We start from the raw sequence: 16,718 nt of genomic DNA on the forward strand, positions 1-16,718 counted from the left end.
GTCGGCCGTCGGTGCCGAGCTGCAGCTCGGCCAATGCCGGAATCTGCATGCCGGAATCTGCAATGCGCAGGGCCAAGGGGTTCCTTTCAGTGCGTGATCAGTCGGGTCAATTGGTCAGCGAGCGCGGTCTTGTGAATTTTTCCGCTATCGGTGAACGGCAGGTCCTGTTTGTCGGCGACCCAGATGTACTTGGGCACCTTGTAGGCCGCCAGATCCCCGCGTAGCCGTGTCCGCAGGCCCTCGCCGTCCAACACGCTGTCGCGACGGGCCACTACCGCGGCAGCGACGACCGCTCCGTGTTCCCCGTCGGTGGCCCCGACGACGTAGGCCTCAAGGACTCCTTCGTAGGCGGTCAGCGCGGCCTCGACCTCGGTGGGGGTGACGTTGGTGCCGCCGCCGGTCTTGATCATGTCGCCCAGCCGGCCGGTGTAAGTGACCCAGCCGTCGGCGTCGACGACGCCGACATCGCCGGTCCGGTAGTACCCGTCCGGGGTGAAGACGTCTTCGCGCTCCCGCTTGTAAAACCCTTGCATCAGCGAGTAGCCGCGGACCCAGATTTCACCGGCCATACCCGTGGGTTGCTCCAGTCCAGTCTCAGGATCGACGATGCGGTGGGTGAGTCCGTCCAGCGATGGGCCGAACGTGCCGCGACGATGCTCGGGCTGCGCGATGTAGGGGTCGAAACCCAGGTGGTTACCGCAAAGTTCAGTCATACCAAGTGAATCCGACCCTGTTGGTGGGGGTCGTCGGTCAGGGGAGACCATCGCCGGCATACTGGTTCGGCGCACCGAGGACAGATCGCGTTGCCCGAAATCTGGGTGCTCTGACAAGGTTCGGCCCTGCTGCGCCCAACCCAGCGTGATGGTCGCTCCGTAACGCTCGATCAGCTCGAGCGCCTCAGCGGCGTCGAACGCCGGCTGGGTCAGCATGGTGGCGCCGTGGTGGATCACCGCATTCAGCCCGGTGATCAGGCCGCCTACCCAGAAGAACGGCATGGACGTAAAGAGCACGTCTTGCTCGGTCACGACGTAGAGGTAGGTCAGGCTGTAGGTGTGACGGACCAGTGCACCGTGGGTGTGCACGCAGGCCTTCGGGTCGCCGGTGCTGCCTGAAGTGTAGATGATCACGACATCGTCAGCGGGGGTCACGTTTGCTTCCACAGCCTCCAAAAAATCTGCAGCTGAAGCAGATTCACTGTTGTTGGCCGCAGCCGACTGGTCGTCGATGATTGTGGTCGCCCACGCGCGATCGTTGGGTCCCCACACTGCGATGGTCCGGAGATAGGGCGTTTCGGTGAGTCTGAGCGTACCCGGTTGCTCCTGCTCGGCGAGGCCTGGAAGGGCTTCCTCCAGTCTGGCCAGGTAGTCATTCGTACGGAAGTTCGGCCATATCAGCAGGGCCCGAAGGTCGGCGTGCCGCGCGGTCCACGCGAGTTCTTTGGCTTTGTAGAACGTATTCATCGGCACGGCGACGGCACCGATACGGGTGACAGCGAACCACGCGATGGCCCAATCAGCGCTGTTGGGCATCAGGATGCCGACGTGATCGCGCTTTCCGATGCCCTCGGCCAGGAGCGTTGTCGCCAGTCGAGCGGAACGGCGGTCAAGCTCTTGGTAGGTCAGCGTCTGGCCATCCGCGACCAGAAATGCCTTCTCTCCGTGACGCATTGAACTTGAACGCAGCAAAGCCGGGATCGTCGGAATGATCTCAGGGAACGGCATAGCGCTTGCGAACCTCGCGTCCTTCATGGCCATCGTGATGGGTCCGGGATGGTGATTTCCAGCTAAAGGATAGTATCCTTCTTGAAACCGAATATGGTGATTCTCATTCCAGCGAGGGAGCTGCTGAAGCCGATGACGACTCTTGAGTACGGAATATTTGATTGTGATACTCACTGCTACGAGACACGCGACTCCTTCACCCGCTATCTGCCCAAGGAGTTCCTGGACCGGACGATCCTGCCGATCCGCGGAGCCGACGGCCAAGAGGTAATCCTTGCTGGCCACCGCATCGCAACTTTCCAGAGCGAGGGGGGGCTGGGCTTCGACCTCGCCTATCGGCCCGGCTCGCTAAAAGAGATGCTCAAGCAGATGGGATCGGGCAACCCCGACGAAACCTACGAGCCTCAGCCCATGCGCCCCGAGTTCGTCGAGCGCGCCCCGCGCCTCGAACTCATGGCTCAGCAGAACGTGGAACGTGTCGTGCTCTTCCCGTCCATCCTGGCGTTGGCGGCCGAGCACTGGGTCGACGACACCGAGGCGCTGTACGCCAACATCCGGTCGTTCAACCGCTGGTTCGACGAGACGTGGGGCTTCAACTATCAGGACAAACTGTTCGCCACGGCTCTGCTCTCGTTGCGCGACATCGACTCCGCCGTCGCGGAGACCGAGGCGATCATCGAGCAGGGCGCCCGTGTGGTGTTGTTGCCGACCGGCCCTGCTTATGGACGGTCGCCCGGCGACCCCTACTTCGACCCGATATATGCACGATTGCAGGAAGCTGGCTGCGTCCTGGCCTTCCACATCCAGCCGTTTTGGTATTTCGACGCGATCTCACCCGCGTGGGGCCACAACCCGAATCCCGCGTCGTGGCACATGTCGGCGTGGCAGTGGATGAACATCTACGGCCAGCGCCCCATCGAGGACACGTTGTCCGCGCTCATCTTCGACAACCTGTTCGGCCGCTTTCCGGGGTTGAACGTCCTCGTTGCCGAGCACGGCGCGGAATGGATTCCACAATTCGTCCGTCACATGGACAAGAGCCGCGGCATGGGCCGTAACGGACCGTGGATCGGCGGCAAGCTAACCGAACGGCCGTCCGACATTTTCCGCCGCCATGTCCGGGTCGTCCCCTATCCCGAGGATGACATCCCGGCCATCGTCACCAGCCTGGGCTACGACGAGTGCCTGGTCATGGGGTCGGATTTCCCGCACGCCGAGGGTATGGCCGAACCCGCCGACTTCGTCAAGTTGCTGGACCCCCTCGATGAGGCGAGCAAGCGACGGATCATGCGTGGGAACGCTGACCAACTGCTCGTGAGGGGTTAGCCGGCGGATGGGTGCGGACGACGTCGATCTGGACTTTCTGCGGCTCTCGGCGCGGGAGTTCTTGGCCGAGCGTGGCGAGAAGGTCGCTATCGAGGACCTCGCGGCCATGGACTGGATGGGGCTGCTCGTCGGTGAAGAGTTCTCCGGGGCGGGGTGGCGGCCGGTCGAAAGTTGTTTGATCGCAGAGGAACTCGGTAGGGCGCGTGATTGCACGCCGTGGCTGGCCTCGGCTGTCGCTGCCGGCGCACTGGCCAGCGCACCCGATGAGTTGCGCAGCCGCTGGCTTCCAGATCTATTGAAGGGCACCAAGATCGGTGGATTCGCACGAGCAGATCGCACGGTGCGTGTCGTCGGCGGCGACAAGTTGGACATCCTCGTGACAGCGGGTCGTGACGGCCTGCATTTGATCGAGACGCCCCAGGACCTGCCCCGCCGGGTCGACGGCGAGTCACTGGATGTCGAGCGAACGAGCTGGTGCATTGATGTCTCCACAACGACCGGCATCCGGATCGGAGACGCCGCGCGCGCCAACGAGTTGCGGATCGTAGCTCAGCTGTTGGTCAGCGCCGACGCACTTGGGGCGCTGTCGCAGGCCGTGGAGCGGCTGACGGAATACTTGCGGTCGCGGACGGCCTTTGGTGCGCCAATCGCCAGTTTCCAGGCGATCCAGCATCGGTTGGTCGACCTGGTGGTTTTGGAGGCGAAGGCGCGCGCGATCGTCATGAAGGCGGCTCGCAAGTCAGCCGAAGGGCATTGCGCCGACGAGCTCGCCGCGGCCGCCCACGCCTTCGTCGCGGCGAAGGTCACCGACGCCGTCGACGAGTGCATGCAATTGTCTGGGGGTATCGGCTTCACCTGGGAGTACCCGCTGCATCACGAGCTTCGTCGGGCGTCCGTCGACGCCTGGATGTTCGGCACCGCGCGCGCTAGCCGGGCGCTGCTCGCCGAGGTGTCCGGATGGTGAACAGTCAGCGCCCCCGGCCCACCAACCGGGAACTGGAGGCATTCCGAGATCAGGTGTGCACCTTCATCGCGGAAAACGCTCCGCCGATCGTGGCTCGCGAGGGATGTCGTGCCCCGGACGACGCGCATGAAGAGACGCTGCTGCGAACGTGGTTGGGGTCGTTGTACGCCGAAGGTTTCGTCGGTGGCGACTGGCCGGTGGAGCACGGCGGGCGGGCAGACCATCATCCGCTGCATGATCGCATCGTGAGCGAGGAGATCCTGCGTGCCCGCGCGCCCAGGCCGATCGACCAGAGCAACCTGGCAGCGCACGTGCTGCTTCACTTCGGCTCAGAGGCCCAGAAGATCACCTACCTACCGCGCGTCCGGCTCGGAGAGCACGTCTGGTGTCAGTTGCTCAGCGAACCCGATGCCGGCAGCGACATCGCCGGGGTGCGCACTCGCGGCACCGCACACGCCGATGGGACCTGGACTCTGGACGGGCAGAAGATCTGGATCACCGACGGTCACTGGGCCGATATGGGTTTGGCCTTGGTCAGGACCGATCCCGCGTCGGTGCGCCATCACGGTTTGACGATGTTTTTGGTGCCGATGTCGGCTGACGGCGTCGAAGTACGGCCGATCCGGACGTTGGGTGAGTCCATCGAGGTCAACGAAGTCTTTCTCAATGACGTGCAGCTGACTGCTGAGTTGGTGGTCGGCGAGGTTGGACAGGGCTGGTCGATCATCATGGCCGGCTTGGAGTTTGAGCGGTTCAGCATCGGCGGCAATGTCGCGCTGCTGGATCTGCTGGTGGAAGATCTGGTGCTAGTCGCTCGACACCTGAAGATCGACGGGCGTCCCGCGCTCGAACTCGACGACGTGCGCCAACAAATCGCCGAACTGGCCGTCGAGGTGGAGGTGGCAAAGGCGTTCATCGATGATCACGTCGAGCGGATGATCGTCGGCGGCGAGGCCCCGGGAGACGCGGCGATCGCGAAGATCAGTTTCGCCGAGACGTACCACACGGTGGCGGCGTTCGGTGCCGCGCTGGCATCATCGGCGGTCCCGGCGTTGCCCGAGGACGCGGAGGTTGGGAAGGCTCGAGATCGGTTGCGGGAATGTTGGCTATGGTCACGGGCATACACAGTCTCGGGAGGAAGCTCGGAAGTGATGCACAACATCCTGGCTAAGCGTCGGCTGCTGCTGCCGAGCTCATGACGCCCCGGCCGGCCGGCACTCCCGGCGCGTGCGAGAACTGATGGCATGCCGATCGCGCGGTACTCGGCTGCGAGTCCCGAGGTGACGTTCGACCGCTACGGCACGTATTGGCAGCTGGTCGCCGCCGCCGCCGAGCTGCATCCGAGCCGGGTCATCCTGCTAGACCAGCACGGGCGCAGTCTGACGAACCGAGAGCTGCGCGACGCCGCTTGTGCGACCGCCGCGGCGTTCGCAGAAGCCGGCATTGGCCAGGGAAGCGTGGTGTCGTGGCAGCTGCCGACCACCCTGGAAACGATGGTTGTCATGGTGGCGCTCACGCGGTTGGGAGCCGTGCAGAACCCGATCGTGCCGATGCTGCGGGAGAACGAGGTCGATTTCATCACCGGTCAGGTCGCCGCCGAGTTCGTGCTGGTGCCGCAGATCTGGCGCGGATTCGACCATGGTGCCCTCGCTCGTGCTCTCGCGGTGCGCCACGGGTTCGGCGTTATCGTCCTCGACCACGAGACGCCCCCGTCCGTGGGTACGTTGCGGCTGCCCAGCGGTGACCTCAGTGCGTTACCCGATCCGCCCGCGCCGAGCGCCCAGACACGATGGATCTACTACTCATCGGGAACCACGGCCGCCCCCAAGGGAATTCGGCACTCTGACCGGTCGGTGCTGGCAAGCACTGCCGGTGTGGTGGGCATGGTTGGGGCCAACAGCGATGACGTCAACCCGCTAGCCTTCCCGATCTCGCACATCGGTGGCGCGACGATGTTGGCGAGCGGCCTGCTCACCGGTATGCAGTTGGTGCTGTTCGACGCGTTCGATCCGTCGACGACCCCAGCCGCGATCGCTGCACACAACCCGACATTCCTGGGTAGCGCCACTCCGTTCTTCGTGGCGTTCATGGCAGCTCAGGCCGATCATGGCGCGTCCCCGCTGTTCCCGACGCTGCGGGCCTGCCTGGCCGGCGGCGCCCCCATCACACCGGAACTGGGGCGTCAGGTGCGGGAGACGCTCGCAGTGCCCGGCGTCGCCAATGCGTGGGGACTGACCGAATTCCCGGTCGCGACTTCACCGCGACCGGACGCGCGGCCCGAGGTGCTCGACAACACGGTCGGGCCGACGGTTCCAGGGGTGAGCGTGCGCGTTGTCGACGCCAAGGGCGTGGATGTCGCAGTAGGTGAGGAGGGTGAGCTACGACTCAAGGGGCCGCAATGCTTCCTCGGTTACGTCGATGCTGCGCTGGATGCTGATGCGTTCGACCCACAGGGCTGGTTTCGCACAGGTGATGTTGGATTGCTCGACTCCGATGGAAACGTCCGCGTCACCGGTCGTATCAAGGACGCCATCATCCGCAATGCCGAGAACATCTCGGCGTTGGAGGTCGAGGGCCACCTGATCACCCACTCCGGAGTCGCCGACGTCGCCGTGATCGGCGTGCCCGATTTGCTTACGGGAGAGCGGGTTTGCGCGGTCGTGGTGTCGGTGCCGGGCCGCGACGTGTCGTTGGAGTCGCTGGTCGAGCATTGCCGTTCGCGGGGGCTGAGTCGGCACAAATACCCCGAGCGACTGGAACTCGTGGATACGTTGCCGAGAAACCTGGTTGGGAAAGTGCTGAAGAAAGAGCTGCGCAGCACGTTCGCAAGACCCTAGGCTTTTCCCTCGTCCCGTGGCGGTTCCGCCGCCTCCTCTTCTCTGATCTGTTGGGCCAGAGCCACCAAGTCACGCTTGACGACTTTGCCCATCTCGTTGCGCGGAAGTACCTCGATGCCGACGATCCGGGCTGGGATCCGGTATGCGGTCAGCCGCTCCCGGCACCACGCCATCAGGGCCGCGTCATCGCGGCTGGGCCCACTGGAAACGACGAACGCCCATGGCACCTCGCCGAGCCGGTCATCAGGCACCCCGACGACTGCGGCATCGCGGACCGTTGGTGCCGCCAGGAGGACGTCTTCGACCTGCCCAGGGAACACTTTGAGGCCGCCACGGTTGATCATGTCCGAGACCCGCCCGTCGAGCCATAGGAAGCCGTCGTCATCGAACCAGCCGAGGTCACCGGTGTGGAACCAGCCGTCGTCGGTCAGCCGGTCGTGGAACGCCGGATCAACTTTGCGGGCCAGGGTGGTGGGTGTACGAACCATGATCTCGTCGGCCTGCACCTCAACGTCAATGCCCCCCAAGGGCCGGCCAACCGAGCCCAGTTTGCTTTCGCCGAACGCCCGGGCGTCGGCGGTGGTCCACCCGACGACCTCGCCGCCCAACTCGGTCTGGCCGTAGGAGTTGAGGACGATGACCCCGAAGCGGTCCTTGAAGCGGCGTCCCTGGACCGGCGACAGGGGCGCGGTAATGCTCCGCACGATCCGCAGCGGAACCAGATCAGATACGTCGTCGTCTTGCAGAATCATGGTCAAGGCGGCGGGCGGCAGCACCGTTGACTTGATCTGGTATCGAGCCACGAGTGCGGCGAAGGTTTGCGGTGAGAAGCGGTCCATCAGCACCACGCCGGCGCCCGCGCGGAACGCAAACAGAATCTGGTAGATGCCAGCCCACAGTGACAACGAGACCGGTACGACGTTCGGCATCGGGGCCTTGGTGGATGTTCGCGTAGTAGTTCCCCGCAGGGTGGCCAGGAGTCGGTCGATCAGGTCCAGGACAGTCGCGTGCCGCAGCGGCACCGGTTTTGGCCGACCGGTCGTTCCCGAAGTGAATTGCAAGAGGGCGACACCCAGGTCGTAGGACCGGAGTTCGGTGGCTGGCTTCGGCGACGGCCGCACGCTCCAGGCAAGGTCGTCGGCGGTGATGACGTGCAGACCGCACTCGCGGTAAGTGTCGAAGCGGTGCGCGAGCGCCGTCGTGGTGAGCACCACGGCAGGCCGCAATGTCTCAAGCAGGTCTGCCAGCTCGCGATCGACGGTGCGCGGGTTGAGCGGTGTGTAAACGCCTGCGGCGCGCCACGTACCGAACAACGCGGCTACCGTGGTCGGTTCGTTGGGCAGCATGGCGGCGACCACTTGGCCGGGTTGCAGGCCCAACTGCACCAGAGCCTCACACAGCGAGTCCGCGCTGTCGGTCAGCTCACTGCGCCCGACGGTGGCGTCCAGCGTGTGGACGGCTTCGTCGGGTATCGACATCAGCAGGTCGGCGAGTGTCATGACGTGGAGTCCAACGGCAGCCATTGCGGTGCGCGTTTCTCGGCGAACGCGTTGGGTCCCTCGCTTTGATCGGGATGTCCCCACATTGAGGTCAGATGCCCTGCGCCGACTTTGCACGCGTCAGTCAGCCCCCACTCCAGTGCCGCCCACAGCGCGCGTTTGGTCGCCTGCATCGCGGCCGGTGAATTGCGGGCAACCTTTTCGGCGAGTTCCTGGGCAACCTCGCGAAGTTCCGAGGGGTCGACGACCTGGCTGATCATGCCCAGTTCGTAGGCCCGCTGCGCGGTGAGCTTTTCGTGGCTGCCGACCAGCGCCATCCGCAGCACTGCTTCGGCGGGCATCTTGCGCATCAGCGCAATGGTTTCCAGGGCGCTGACATGGCCAATCGAGACGTGCGGGTCGACGAAGGTGGCATCGGAAGCGGCGATGACGATATCGGCGTCGGCGATCCAGTGCAGGCCCCCACCCGCGCAGACACCATTGACAGCGGTGATGACCGGTTTGTCGACCTTCATGTGCCACGCAGTCAGCCCCAGGTCGAGCGTCCGAAGCGTGTCCTCGAATTGCAGAATGGCGTCACCGTCCATATCGGACATATCGGCGCCGGTCTGAAAAGCGCGCCCGTTGCCCGTGTGCACGATGACGATGACCTCTGGGTCCGCGTCGAGTTCGGTCCATGCGCGCCGGAACTCCTGGCGCATCAGATCGTCGTACGCGTTGAGCCGCTCGGGCCGGTTGTTGATGATCCATCCCACCGGCCCGCGCCGCTCGACGATCAACCGCTGGTAGTTGGTATACCGCTCGGGTGTGGTCATAACGCCTCCAATGTCGCGGGGGGAGTGAGCGATTGCCAGCGTGGCTGTCGCTTGTCGATGAAAGCCCGGATGCCCTCGGTCTGGTCGGGATGGCCGGACATGCTTGCGGCGGAGCGCAGACCGGCGCGGCGCGCATCGCTCAGGCCCAACTCCAGGGAAGCCCAGAGCGCTTTTTTAGTGGCCATCATCGCAGTGGGGGAGTTGGTGGCAACTGCGGCGGCCACCTGTTGTGCGGCATTGCGGAGTTGGTCAGGGGCAACCACTTGCCCGACGATGCCCAGCTGGTAGGCGCGTTGCGCGCTGAGTCGTTCCCCCTTGCCGGCCAATGTCATTCGGGTTATCGCCTCCATGGGTGAAGTGCGAATCAGGGTGATCGCCTCGTAGGCGACCGCCTGCCCGACGGAGACGTGCGGATCGAGGAAGGTCGCGGTGTCGGAGGCGAGAACGATGTCGGCGTCAGCCACCAGGTGCAGACCTCCCCCTGCACACACACCGTTGACAGCCGCGATGACGGGCTTCCACACGTCGCACTGCCATGAAGAGATCCGTAATTCGGCGTCACGGGTGCGACGGGAATGGCGTCGCATCGCATCTCGGTCACTCGCGATCTGCCCCAGGTCCATGCCCGTGCAGAAGGCGGACCCTTCGGCGGTGTTGACGATGACCCTGACGGCCGGGTCGGCATCGAGCTCGGCCCAAGCTGCTTCGAGTTCATCGAGCATCAGAGAGTCGAAGGCGTTGCCGGTTTGCGGACGGTTGAGGATCAGCCATCCGATCCCGTCGGCCTTTTCGACGATCAGCCGCTGGTAGTCGGTCATGATCGGGGCACCTCCTTCCATGGTTTCCCTTTCCAGGGATCGGGTTCCTTCGGTAGGCCAAGGACGCGTTCGCCGAGAATGTTCTTGTTGATGTCGGTCGTCCCACCTTCGGTGCCGTTGGCGAGGCTGCGCATCATTCCGCGCACTTCCCCGGGCAGCGCGTCGGCATCGTCGGATGCGTGCCATGCCAGCGCGTCGGTACCAAGAAGATCGACCATCAGATCTTGGATCTGCTGATTCAGCGTCGCCTGGTGGACCTTGCCAATCGACGACGCGGGTCCAGGGGATTGGCCGGCAGCCAGTTCCGAGCGAACGCGTGCGTTGGTCCAGCCGCGAATTTGCTCCTCAGCCCACAGCCTCATGACTTGCTGCCGTACGACGGGGTCGTTCCATCGCCCGTTGTCGCGGGCGACTTCGATGAGTCGGTCAGCGCCTGATCCACCGAGGCGCCCGACGCCACCAGAGCCGGTGCCGGAGACCATCTGGCGCTCACTGGCCAACGTGGAGGCGCTGACGGTCCAGCCGTCGCCGACTTCGCCGATGCGGTGCGCGTCGGGCACGCGCGCCTCAGTGAGAAAGACCTCGTTGAATTCGGACTCGCCCGTGATCTGCCGCAGCGGCCGAACTTCGACGCCAGGTTGACGCATGCTCACGATGAAGTAAGTGATGCCGCGGTGTTTGGGCTGACCGGGGTCGGTGCGAGCCAGCAGGAGGCCGAAATCGGCCACGTCGGCCGCAGTGGTCCAGACCTTCTGCCCGGTCACGACCCAGTCGTTGCCGTCACGCTCCGCGCGAGTCGCCAGCGACGCTAAATCGGAACCGGCGCCGGGCTCGCTGAACAGCTGGCACCAGTGCTCCTCGTTGGTGACAATCGGCGGCAGGAACCGGCGGCGTTGTTCCTCGGTGCCATAGCTGAACAGCGCGGCCGCGGCGTTGTGCAGGCCAAGTTGGTTCATGCGGTAGAGGTTGTAGGGTTCGAGCTCCTTCTCCACGGCACGTGTCGCCGGTTCGCTGAGGCCCAACCCGCCATGCTCAGATGCCCAATTGGGTGCAACGAGACCGGAATAGGCGAAGGTGGGATACCACTGGCGATATTGCCGGGGCGATCGGATGGCGCGAAGTGCGGCCAAGCCCTGGCGGGCGGCCAGCTGCCACGACGTCGGGAGCTCGACCTCGATCCAGGTGCGGACCGCGGCAACGGCTTCGCCGACGCTGCTGTTCTGGTCGATGTGAAGGCGGCTCATCGTCCCTGAAATAACGGCGCACGCTTGTCGCGGAACGCGGATAGACCCTCGCGGAAATCGTCGCTACGGCTCGACAACTCCAGGGCCAGTGCCTCGTTCTGGAGGTGCCGTTCCAGGTCGAGCCCTTGGCCGGTATGCAGAAGCCATTTCGTCAACCCGAGCGCGACCGTCGGTCCGTCGGCCAGCCGGTTGATCAACGAATCGGCTGCAGCACTGAGATCTTCAGTTGGATACGCAGCGTGAATGATTCCCCATTGCGCCGCGTCGGCCCCGCTGAGCTCCTCGCCTAGCATCAGCAGCTGCCGACTTCGGACCAAGCCGATGACTCGTGGCAGTAACCATGCGGCGCCGCTGTCAGGGGTGAAGCCGCGGGCCATGAAGGGCTCCCACAGTCGAGCATCGGTAGCGGCGAGACAGAAGTCCGCAGCCAGCGCAAGATGAAAGCCCAAACCTGCTGTCCATCCCCGGACGACGCAGACGATGGGGGTCTGCACCGAGGCCATCAGCGGAATGAGGCGGTTGGCCTTGCTCGGCAGGCGACGCTGCATGCTGCCCACGCGTGGTTTGCGTTCAGTCTTGACGTTGCGGGCGATGAGATCGGCGCCTGCGCAGAAATCGGGACCGAGGGCGTCGACTCGGATGACGCGAACGTCTTCGTCCTGCCCAGCTGCCTCAACATTTGCGATAAGCGCGTCGAGCATCACGTCGTCGATCGCGTTGCGTTGCGCCGAGCGGTCCAAGGTCAAGTGCAGCACGTTTTCTTCGAGTACTGCGATCAGGCCGGGCACGGTGTTGTAAGTCATGGCGTCGTAACTACTTTTTCGCGAAGTCAGCGGCGACCGCACCGAGAAGTTCTTGGAGATCGCTTGCCGCACCGGGCGGGTCGGGCAGCCTGACCTCTCCGTGCTCGCGGCTCGGCAATAGGATCGTCGCCCGGCCTGGCGCGGTGACCTCATCGCGCTGATTGGTCGCCGACAGCTCGAGGTCCACTGCGGGTCGATCGCCGTCGGCGAGGTACTTACGGACGACGGTGCCGCACACGGTGTGTAGGTCCCCGACGTAGTTGAATAGGCGGAACTCGCAGTCGAGTTTCCACAACCAGGCGTCGTCACCCATCCAGTCGGTGCACAGATGAATCAGCCAGGTTTCGCGCATCCGCCCATAGTCGAAGGTGGTCGGATTACCGGCATTTCGCGCCGCATCTGGATCCCAGTGCACCCTCTGCTGCACATCAGGAACACCCTGTTGGTTGCGACTGTAGAAGCGGGGGATCCGTTGCCGGTTGCGCCAGGCCAACCGAAGTGGCCGGACCCCGTACATGCCCGTACCCATGCCCACGTGCCAACAGACCATGTCGGTCACGGTGAGCGGACCCTTGACCAGGGGGCCGACGGTGTCACCTTCGGAGACGTCCTCCCAGTATCGGGGTCGATCGCCGCGGGGCTCTTCACACGCATACTGCTGATCGACTGCGGCCAGTTCTTCGTCGGTCCACGTCTTCAACTCGACGCCAGAGTTCTTGTCGCGCTCACGCGCCTTCGTTCGCTCTGTGCGAATCATGTTGCGGTACTGGCCTGCCAGGATCGTGCCGTCCTCATCCCGGAAGACTTGCGCGGACCACTCGTGCACGGCTCGTTCCGCGAAACTGCTCTCCTTATCGAGTGCGGCGACCAGTGCGTTGCGACGGAAGACCCGCTTGTCGGGACGTAGCGGCGCCCACCATTCGCGGGAGGACGACGCGTAGAAGGCGTGAACGCCGCGCAGCGGATCACCTTTGGTGATTGCGCGGTCCTCGTCGGAGAGCGAGACCACCTCGTCCTCACCGACCAGGGTATCGCCGCCTATAAGCGCCGGCGGCGCGATGGTGCCCCGCCAGCGAGTCTTGGCGGCGTACTGCGGATCCGACCACAGCGGGTTGGGGTCACCGTAGCTTTCGGCGACATGCCTGAAGGCGTCATCGTTGGGGCGGTAGTAATGCGGTGGCTGGGTATGGGGCACGGCTATACCGATGGTGGCTCGTAACCGGGCGACCGCCTCGTCGGTAATCCGTCCGGTCTCAGCCATCCCAGGTTCTCCTCTTCACATCACAACGTAGCCTAGTGGAAACAACGTACCCGAAAACGAGAATCAACGTTTACAGGAGGCCCGACGTCATGTCCGAAGAGGTGTCCGGAGTCACGGTATCGGTGGACGAGCGTGGCGTCGGGACGGTGCTCATCGACCGCCCGCACGCAGCGAACTCACTGACCCCACAGGCGCGCGATGCCATCACTGCTGCCTTCCGCCAATTCAGTACCTCAGGCGAGGTACGCGCCGTTCTGTTGACATCAACCGGCATGCGGCATTTCTGCACGGGAGCGGCATTGGGCGCGTCATCGGTGCAGCCAGCCGCGGGTGCATCCGAGCGTCGGGTCGGAGATGTCGCGCGGATGCTCCAGCAGGGTTGGCAGGCCCTGGTCGCAGCCATTCTGGACTGCGAGAAGCCGGTGGTAGCGGCGGTGCAAGGTACCGCGGCGGGGGCCGGCGCCAGCCTGGTTCTGGCATGCGACCTGGTCGTGATGTCGGAAACTGCAAGTCTCGTAGAGGTTTTCGTCCGTCGCGGTATCCTTCCCGACGCCGGCGCGGCTCACCTGCTCACCAGGGTGGTCGGTCTTCGACGTGCGACGGAGATTCTGTTGCTTGGCGACGCGATCGATGCCGCAACGTGCGAACGGTTCGGCATTGTTAATCGGGTCGCGGCCCCCGCTGAGGTGACACACGTAGCCGATGACCTCGTCGGTCGGCTCGCGCTGGGGCCAACGGTATCGATGGCCTTAACCAAGCGACTACTGGCCGTGGCCTCCGAGTCGGATCGCAGTCGCGCCTTCGAACAAGAAGCATGGGCACAGGAGATCATCGCGGGCACCGCAGACCACAGGGAAGGCATCGAAGCGTTCATGGAGCGCAGACCGCCACAGTTCCGCGGCCGCTGAGCTCAATTCGCCAGGCCACCCCGGATCGTGAAGGTGTCACTGTTGTCGATCTGATCGATGCTGGCTGCCACCGACTCAGGGGTCAGGCTGGGGTCGTCGATTCCAGCTGTCGTCGCGATGAACACCCGTTTGACCATGCCGCCGCCGACGGAATAGATGTGCGCGGTCCGGTCACAACTTTCGTGCGCGAGGTAAAGCACCACCGGCGTGACGAATTCGGGATCCAGCTTCGCCGCGGCTTCGCCCATGATGGTCTCGGTCATGCGGGTGCGCGCAATGGGCGCGATCGCGTTGATTGCGATCCCACTGCGCGCGCCTTCGATTGCCAGCACGTGCATCATGCCGACAAGACCCATCTTGGCGGCGCCGTAGTTGGCTTGACCGAAGTTGCCGAACAATCCACTGCCAGACGATGTTTGGATGATCCTGCCGTAGTTCTGGTCGCGCATGACCGGCCATACCGCGCGGGTGAGATTGAACGCGCCCTTGAGATGCACCTCCAGCACAGCGTCAACCTGTTCGGCGGTCATGTTCTTGAAGGCGGCGTCACGCAGAATTCCCGCATTGTTGACCAGGATGTCCACTCTGCCAAAGGCGTCCAACGCGGTCTGGATGATCGCCTGCCCGCCTTCGGGGCTGGCTACCGAATCGTGGTTCGCGACGGCGGTGCCGCCGGCCGCGGTGATTTCTTCGACAACCGCGGCGGCGGCCGAGGCCGACCCGCCGGTGCCGTCCACTGAGGCGCCGACATCATTGACTACGACCTGGGCTCCTCGTTTAGCGAGCTCGAGGGCGTGACAACGCCCCAATCCGCCGCCCGCTCCGGTCACGATGGCGACCTTGCCATTGAAAATCATCGTTTCCATGTCCGAGACACTACATTTACAAATGGAAGAATGACACTCACGCAAAGGGGCAGCATGAACGCCGCAGCCAATATCCTGGATCGAGCCGACGAGCGCGCCGACGCGTTGCGAGACGCTTACCGCGCAGGAGGCTTCTGGTCCAGTGACCCACTCGATTTGGTTCGCGCGGCAGCTGCTCGAAACGGTGTTGCGACTGCGGTGATCACTCGCTCAGGCGCGATTAGCTACACCGAACTCGATCAGCTGGTGGACCGAGCGGCATTGGCGTTGAGATCATTTGGGGTCACCCCGGGAACTCCGGTGCTGCTGGCGGTCGGTAATGATCTCGATTCCGTGGTGGCCGTGCACGCGGTGTTACGGGCCGACGCGGTGGCGCTGTTGGTACCACTGAACGCTGGGCGTGCCCACCTGGCCGACATCGTCACCAGCGCTGACGTGCAGCTGGGGATCGGGCCAGCACGGTGGCTCGCCGAGGCCGACCTCGACGACAGGTGCACGTGGATCGACTTGGCGTCGGCCGCCGAGGAGGGTGCTGAGTTTTCGGTGGCGCTGGAACCGCACCGCGCCGCGGATAAGCCGGCGGTGGTGCTCTACACCTCCGGCACCACGTCCAGGCCGAAGGGCGTCATTCACTCGCTGAGCACCCTGGGTAAGGCCGCGGCGAACCATATCGTTGCCGCGGGGCTGGACTCGGATGACAGGTTGTTTGTCGTGAGCCCGTTCGCCTCGGTGACCGGGGCCTTACAGGTGCTGTTTTTGGGTCCGATGCTCACTGCGCCAGTGATCTTGGAAGACAGCTGGAACCCCGCTGCGACGTTCCGGTTGCTCGTTGCGTCCGGGGGCACTTGGTTCGGTGGTCCCGACCGACTGTTGGACCGGCTTTTGGATGAAGCGGTCCGGACCGGCGAGAAGGTTCCGCTGCGCGCGGTCTATCTGGGCGGGACGATGCTCGATCGGCGGGTGGTCGAACGGATCGAACGCGACTTCGGCATCGTGGTGATGCGCGCCTATGGTTCTTCGGAGGTGCCGACCAGCACCTCGGGTCATCGCGGGGATCCCGAGGAGCTTCGCCACGCCTATGACGGTGTGCCTCTTGACGATGTCGAGATCCGGATCGGCTCGGCGCTGGATCCGAACGAGTGCTGTATCCGCGGTCCGCATGCGTTCCTGGGTTACACCGATCCCGAGGACGACAGTCACGCCTTCGACGACGGATGGTTTCGCACCGGCGATGTCGCCGAGGTGAAGGACGATTGGATCCGTATCGTCGGACGCCTTCGGGACATCGTCATTCGCAACGGGCTGAAGATCCCGGTCGCCGAAGTAGAAGAGGCGATCAACCTGTTGGCGGGAGTGCGCCATAGTGCCGGCTACTCGGTGCCCGACCCCACGACTGGGGAACGTCTGGTCGTCGCCGTTGAGGTCGATCCGGAGTCGGACCTCACCCTGGGCGTCGTCATTGAAAGCCTCACACTCGCGGGCCTACCGAAGTACAAGCTGCCCGAGGAGTTGGTGATCTGGGATGAGCCGCTGCCCGTCAACGCCAACGGCAAGGTGGAGCGAACAAAACTCGAGGCCGGATCCCAGGGCCGCCCGCGACAGAGCGCGGCGCGGTTGAGCTGAGTTCCGTCGACTGAAACTTCTTGCCAGCGGCTA

Annotated in this window: 14 protein-coding genes; 6 read left to right on the top strand and 8 right to left on the bottom strand. The window is 64.3% G+C overall.

Features of this window, described 5'->3' with window-relative positions; all coding sequences use genetic code 11:
- Positions 1–86: 86 nt before the first annotated feature.
- Positions 87–1,721: a class I adenylate-forming enzyme family protein gene (locus SLQ31_RS19650; protein WP_319435668.1), complete on the bottom strand. Its 1,635-nt coding sequence runs from the start codon at positions 1,719–1,721 to the stop codon at positions 87–89.
- Between the two features lie 132 nt (positions 1,722–1,853).
- On the opposite strand from SLQ31_RS19650, the gene SLQ31_RS19655 reads away from it, so the two are divergent.
- From SLQ31_RS19655 to SLQ31_RS19670, 4 genes are read left to right on the top strand one after another with little or no spacing between them, the layout of a single operon-like run.
- Positions 1,854–3,047, top strand: coding sequence for an amidohydrolase family protein (locus SLQ31_RS19655; RefSeq protein ID WP_319435669.1), 1,194 nt, complete (start codon positions 1,854–1,856; stop codon positions 3,045–3,047).
- A gap of 7 nt (positions 3,048–3,054) precedes the next feature.
- The gene (locus SLQ31_RS19660) at positions 3,055–4,011 is read left to right on the top strand and encodes an acyl-CoA dehydrogenase family protein (protein ID WP_319435670.1); all 957 of its coding nucleotides are present in this window, start codon (positions 3,055–3,057) and stop codon (positions 4,009–4,011) included.
- Positions 4,005–5,210, top strand: coding sequence for an acyl-CoA dehydrogenase family protein (locus SLQ31_RS19665; protein WP_413642524.1), 1,206 nt, complete (start codon positions 4,005–4,007; stop codon positions 5,208–5,210). The genes SLQ31_RS19660 and SLQ31_RS19665 overlap by 7 nt, the downstream gene beginning before the upstream one ends.
- Before the next feature lie 45 nt (positions 5,211–5,255).
- Positions 5,256–6,848: a class I adenylate-forming enzyme family protein gene (locus SLQ31_RS19670; protein ID WP_319435671.1), complete on the top strand. Its 1,593-nt coding sequence runs from the start codon at positions 5,256–5,258 to the stop codon at positions 6,846–6,848.
- Here the strand turns inward: SLQ31_RS19670 and SLQ31_RS19675 are convergent.
- Genes SLQ31_RS19675 through SLQ31_RS19700 form a run of 6 tightly spaced genes read right to left on the bottom strand, consistent with a single transcriptional unit; the run spans position 6,845 to position 13,288 of the window.
- Entirely contained in the window at positions 6,845–8,347 is a 1,503-nt protein-coding gene (locus SLQ31_RS19675; RefSeq protein WP_319435672.1) for a class I adenylate-forming enzyme family protein, read from the bottom strand. The genes SLQ31_RS19670 and SLQ31_RS19675 overlap by 4 nt on opposite strands.
- On the bottom strand, positions 8,344–9,162 hold the full coding sequence (locus tag SLQ31_RS19680) for an enoyl-CoA hydratase/isomerase family protein (protein ID WP_319435673.1): 819 nt from the start codon (positions 9,160–9,162) through the stop codon (positions 8,344–8,346). The genes SLQ31_RS19675 and SLQ31_RS19680 overlap by 4 nt, the downstream gene beginning before the upstream one ends.
- Positions 9,159–9,980, bottom strand: a complete 822-nt coding sequence (locus SLQ31_RS19685; protein WP_319435674.1) for an enoyl-CoA hydratase/isomerase family protein — start codon at positions 9,978–9,980, stop codon at positions 9,159–9,161. Before SLQ31_RS19685 ends, SLQ31_RS19680 begins: the two co-directional genes overlap by 4 nt.
- Positions 9,977–11,224 (bottom strand): acyl-CoA dehydrogenase family protein, encoded by a 1,248-nt coding sequence (locus SLQ31_RS19690; RefSeq protein ID WP_319435675.1) that lies wholly within the window; start codon positions 11,222–11,224, stop codon positions 9,977–9,979. The genes SLQ31_RS19685 and SLQ31_RS19690 overlap by 4 nt, the downstream gene beginning before the upstream one ends.
- Positions 11,221–12,027 carry an enoyl-CoA hydratase/isomerase family protein gene (locus SLQ31_RS19695; protein ID WP_319435835.1) on the bottom strand — a complete coding sequence of 269 codons (807 nt, stop codon included), beginning with the start codon at positions 12,025–12,027 and terminating at the stop codon, positions 11,221–11,223. Before SLQ31_RS19695 ends, SLQ31_RS19690 begins: the two co-directional genes overlap by 4 nt.
- 10 nt (positions 12,028–12,037) lie before the next feature.
- Positions 12,038–13,288, bottom strand: coding sequence for a hypothetical protein (locus SLQ31_RS19700; RefSeq protein WP_319435676.1), 1,251 nt, complete (start codon positions 13,286–13,288; stop codon positions 12,038–12,040).
- Between the two features lie 89 nt (positions 13,289–13,377).
- Here SLQ31_RS19700 and SLQ31_RS19705 point away from each other — a divergent pair, with 89 nt between their 5' ends.
- Positions 13,378–14,196 (top strand): enoyl-CoA hydratase/isomerase family protein, encoded by an 819-nt coding sequence (locus tag SLQ31_RS19705; protein ID WP_319435677.1) that lies wholly within the window; start codon positions 13,378–13,380, stop codon positions 14,194–14,196.
- Positions 14,197–14,198: 2 nt separating this feature from the next.
- Here the strand turns inward: SLQ31_RS19705 and SLQ31_RS19710 are convergent, their stop codons facing one another.
- Positions 14,199–15,053, bottom strand: coding sequence for an SDR family NAD(P)-dependent oxidoreductase (locus SLQ31_RS19710; protein ID WP_413642582.1), 855 nt, complete (start codon positions 15,051–15,053; stop codon positions 14,199–14,201).
- Positions 15,054–15,116: 63 nt separating this feature from the next.
- On the opposite strand from SLQ31_RS19710, the gene SLQ31_RS19715 reads away from it, so the two are divergent.
- Positions 15,117–16,685 carry a class I adenylate-forming enzyme family protein gene (locus SLQ31_RS19715; RefSeq protein ID WP_319435836.1) on the top strand — a complete coding sequence of 523 codons (1,569 nt, stop codon included), beginning with the start codon at positions 15,117–15,119 and terminating at the stop codon, positions 16,683–16,685.
- The last annotated feature ends 33 nt before the right edge of the window (positions 16,686–16,718 follow it).

The organism is Mycobacterium sp. RTGN5, from assembly GCF_033804465.1.
Classification (GTDB): Bacteria; Actinomycetota; Actinomycetes; order Mycobacteriales; family Mycobacteriaceae; genus Mycobacterium.

Bases quoted from the DNA above. Each gene is read 5' to 3' on its own strand.
- SLQ31_RS19650 (WP_319435668.1), bottom strand. From the start codon at position 1,721: ATGCCGTTCCCTGAGATCATTCCGACGATCCCGGCTTTGCTGCGTTCA.
- SLQ31_RS19655 (WP_319435669.1), top strand. From the start codon at position 1,854: ATGACGACTCTTGAGTACGGAATATTTGATTGTGATACTCACTGCTAC.
- SLQ31_RS19660 (WP_319435670.1), top strand. From the start codon at position 3,055: ATGGGTGCGGACGACGTCGATCTGGACTTTCTGCGGCTCTCGGCGCGG.
- SLQ31_RS19665 (WP_413642524.1), top strand. From the start codon at position 4,005: ATGGTGAACAGTCAGCGCCCCCGGCCCACCAACCGGGAACTGGAGGCA.
- SLQ31_RS19670 (WP_319435671.1), top strand. From the start codon at position 5,256: ATGCCGATCGCGCGGTACTCGGCTGCGAGTCCCGAGGTGACGTTCGAC.
- SLQ31_RS19675 (WP_319435672.1), bottom strand. From the start codon at position 8,347: ATGACACTCGCCGACCTGCTGATGTCGATACCCGACGAAGCCGTCCAC.
- SLQ31_RS19680 (WP_319435673.1), bottom strand. From the start codon at position 9,162: ATGACCACACCCGAGCGGTATACCAACTACCAGCGGTTGATCGTCGAG.
- SLQ31_RS19685 (WP_319435674.1), bottom strand. From the start codon at position 9,980: ATGACCGACTACCAGCGGCTGATCGTCGAAAAGGCCGACGGGATCGGA.
- SLQ31_RS19690 (WP_319435675.1), bottom strand. From the start codon at position 11,224: ATGAGCCGCCTTCACATCGACCAGAACAGCAGCGTCGGCGAAGCCGTT.
- SLQ31_RS19695 (WP_319435835.1), bottom strand. From the start codon at position 12,027: ATGACTTACAACACCGTGCCCGGCCTGATCGCAGTACTCGAAGAAAAC.
- SLQ31_RS19700 (WP_319435676.1), bottom strand. From the start codon at position 13,288: ATGGCTGAGACCGGACGGATTACCGACGAGGCGGTCGCCCGGTTACGA.
- SLQ31_RS19705 (WP_319435677.1), top strand. From the start codon at position 13,378: ATGTCCGAAGAGGTGTCCGGAGTCACGGTATCGGTGGACGAGCGTGGC.
- SLQ31_RS19710 (WP_413642582.1), bottom strand. From the start codon at position 15,053: ATGATTTTCAATGGCAAGGTCGCCATCGTGACCGGAGCGGGCGGCGGA.
- SLQ31_RS19715 (WP_319435836.1), top strand. From the start codon at position 15,117: ATGAACGCCGCAGCCAATATCCTGGATCGAGCCGACGAGCGCGCCGAC.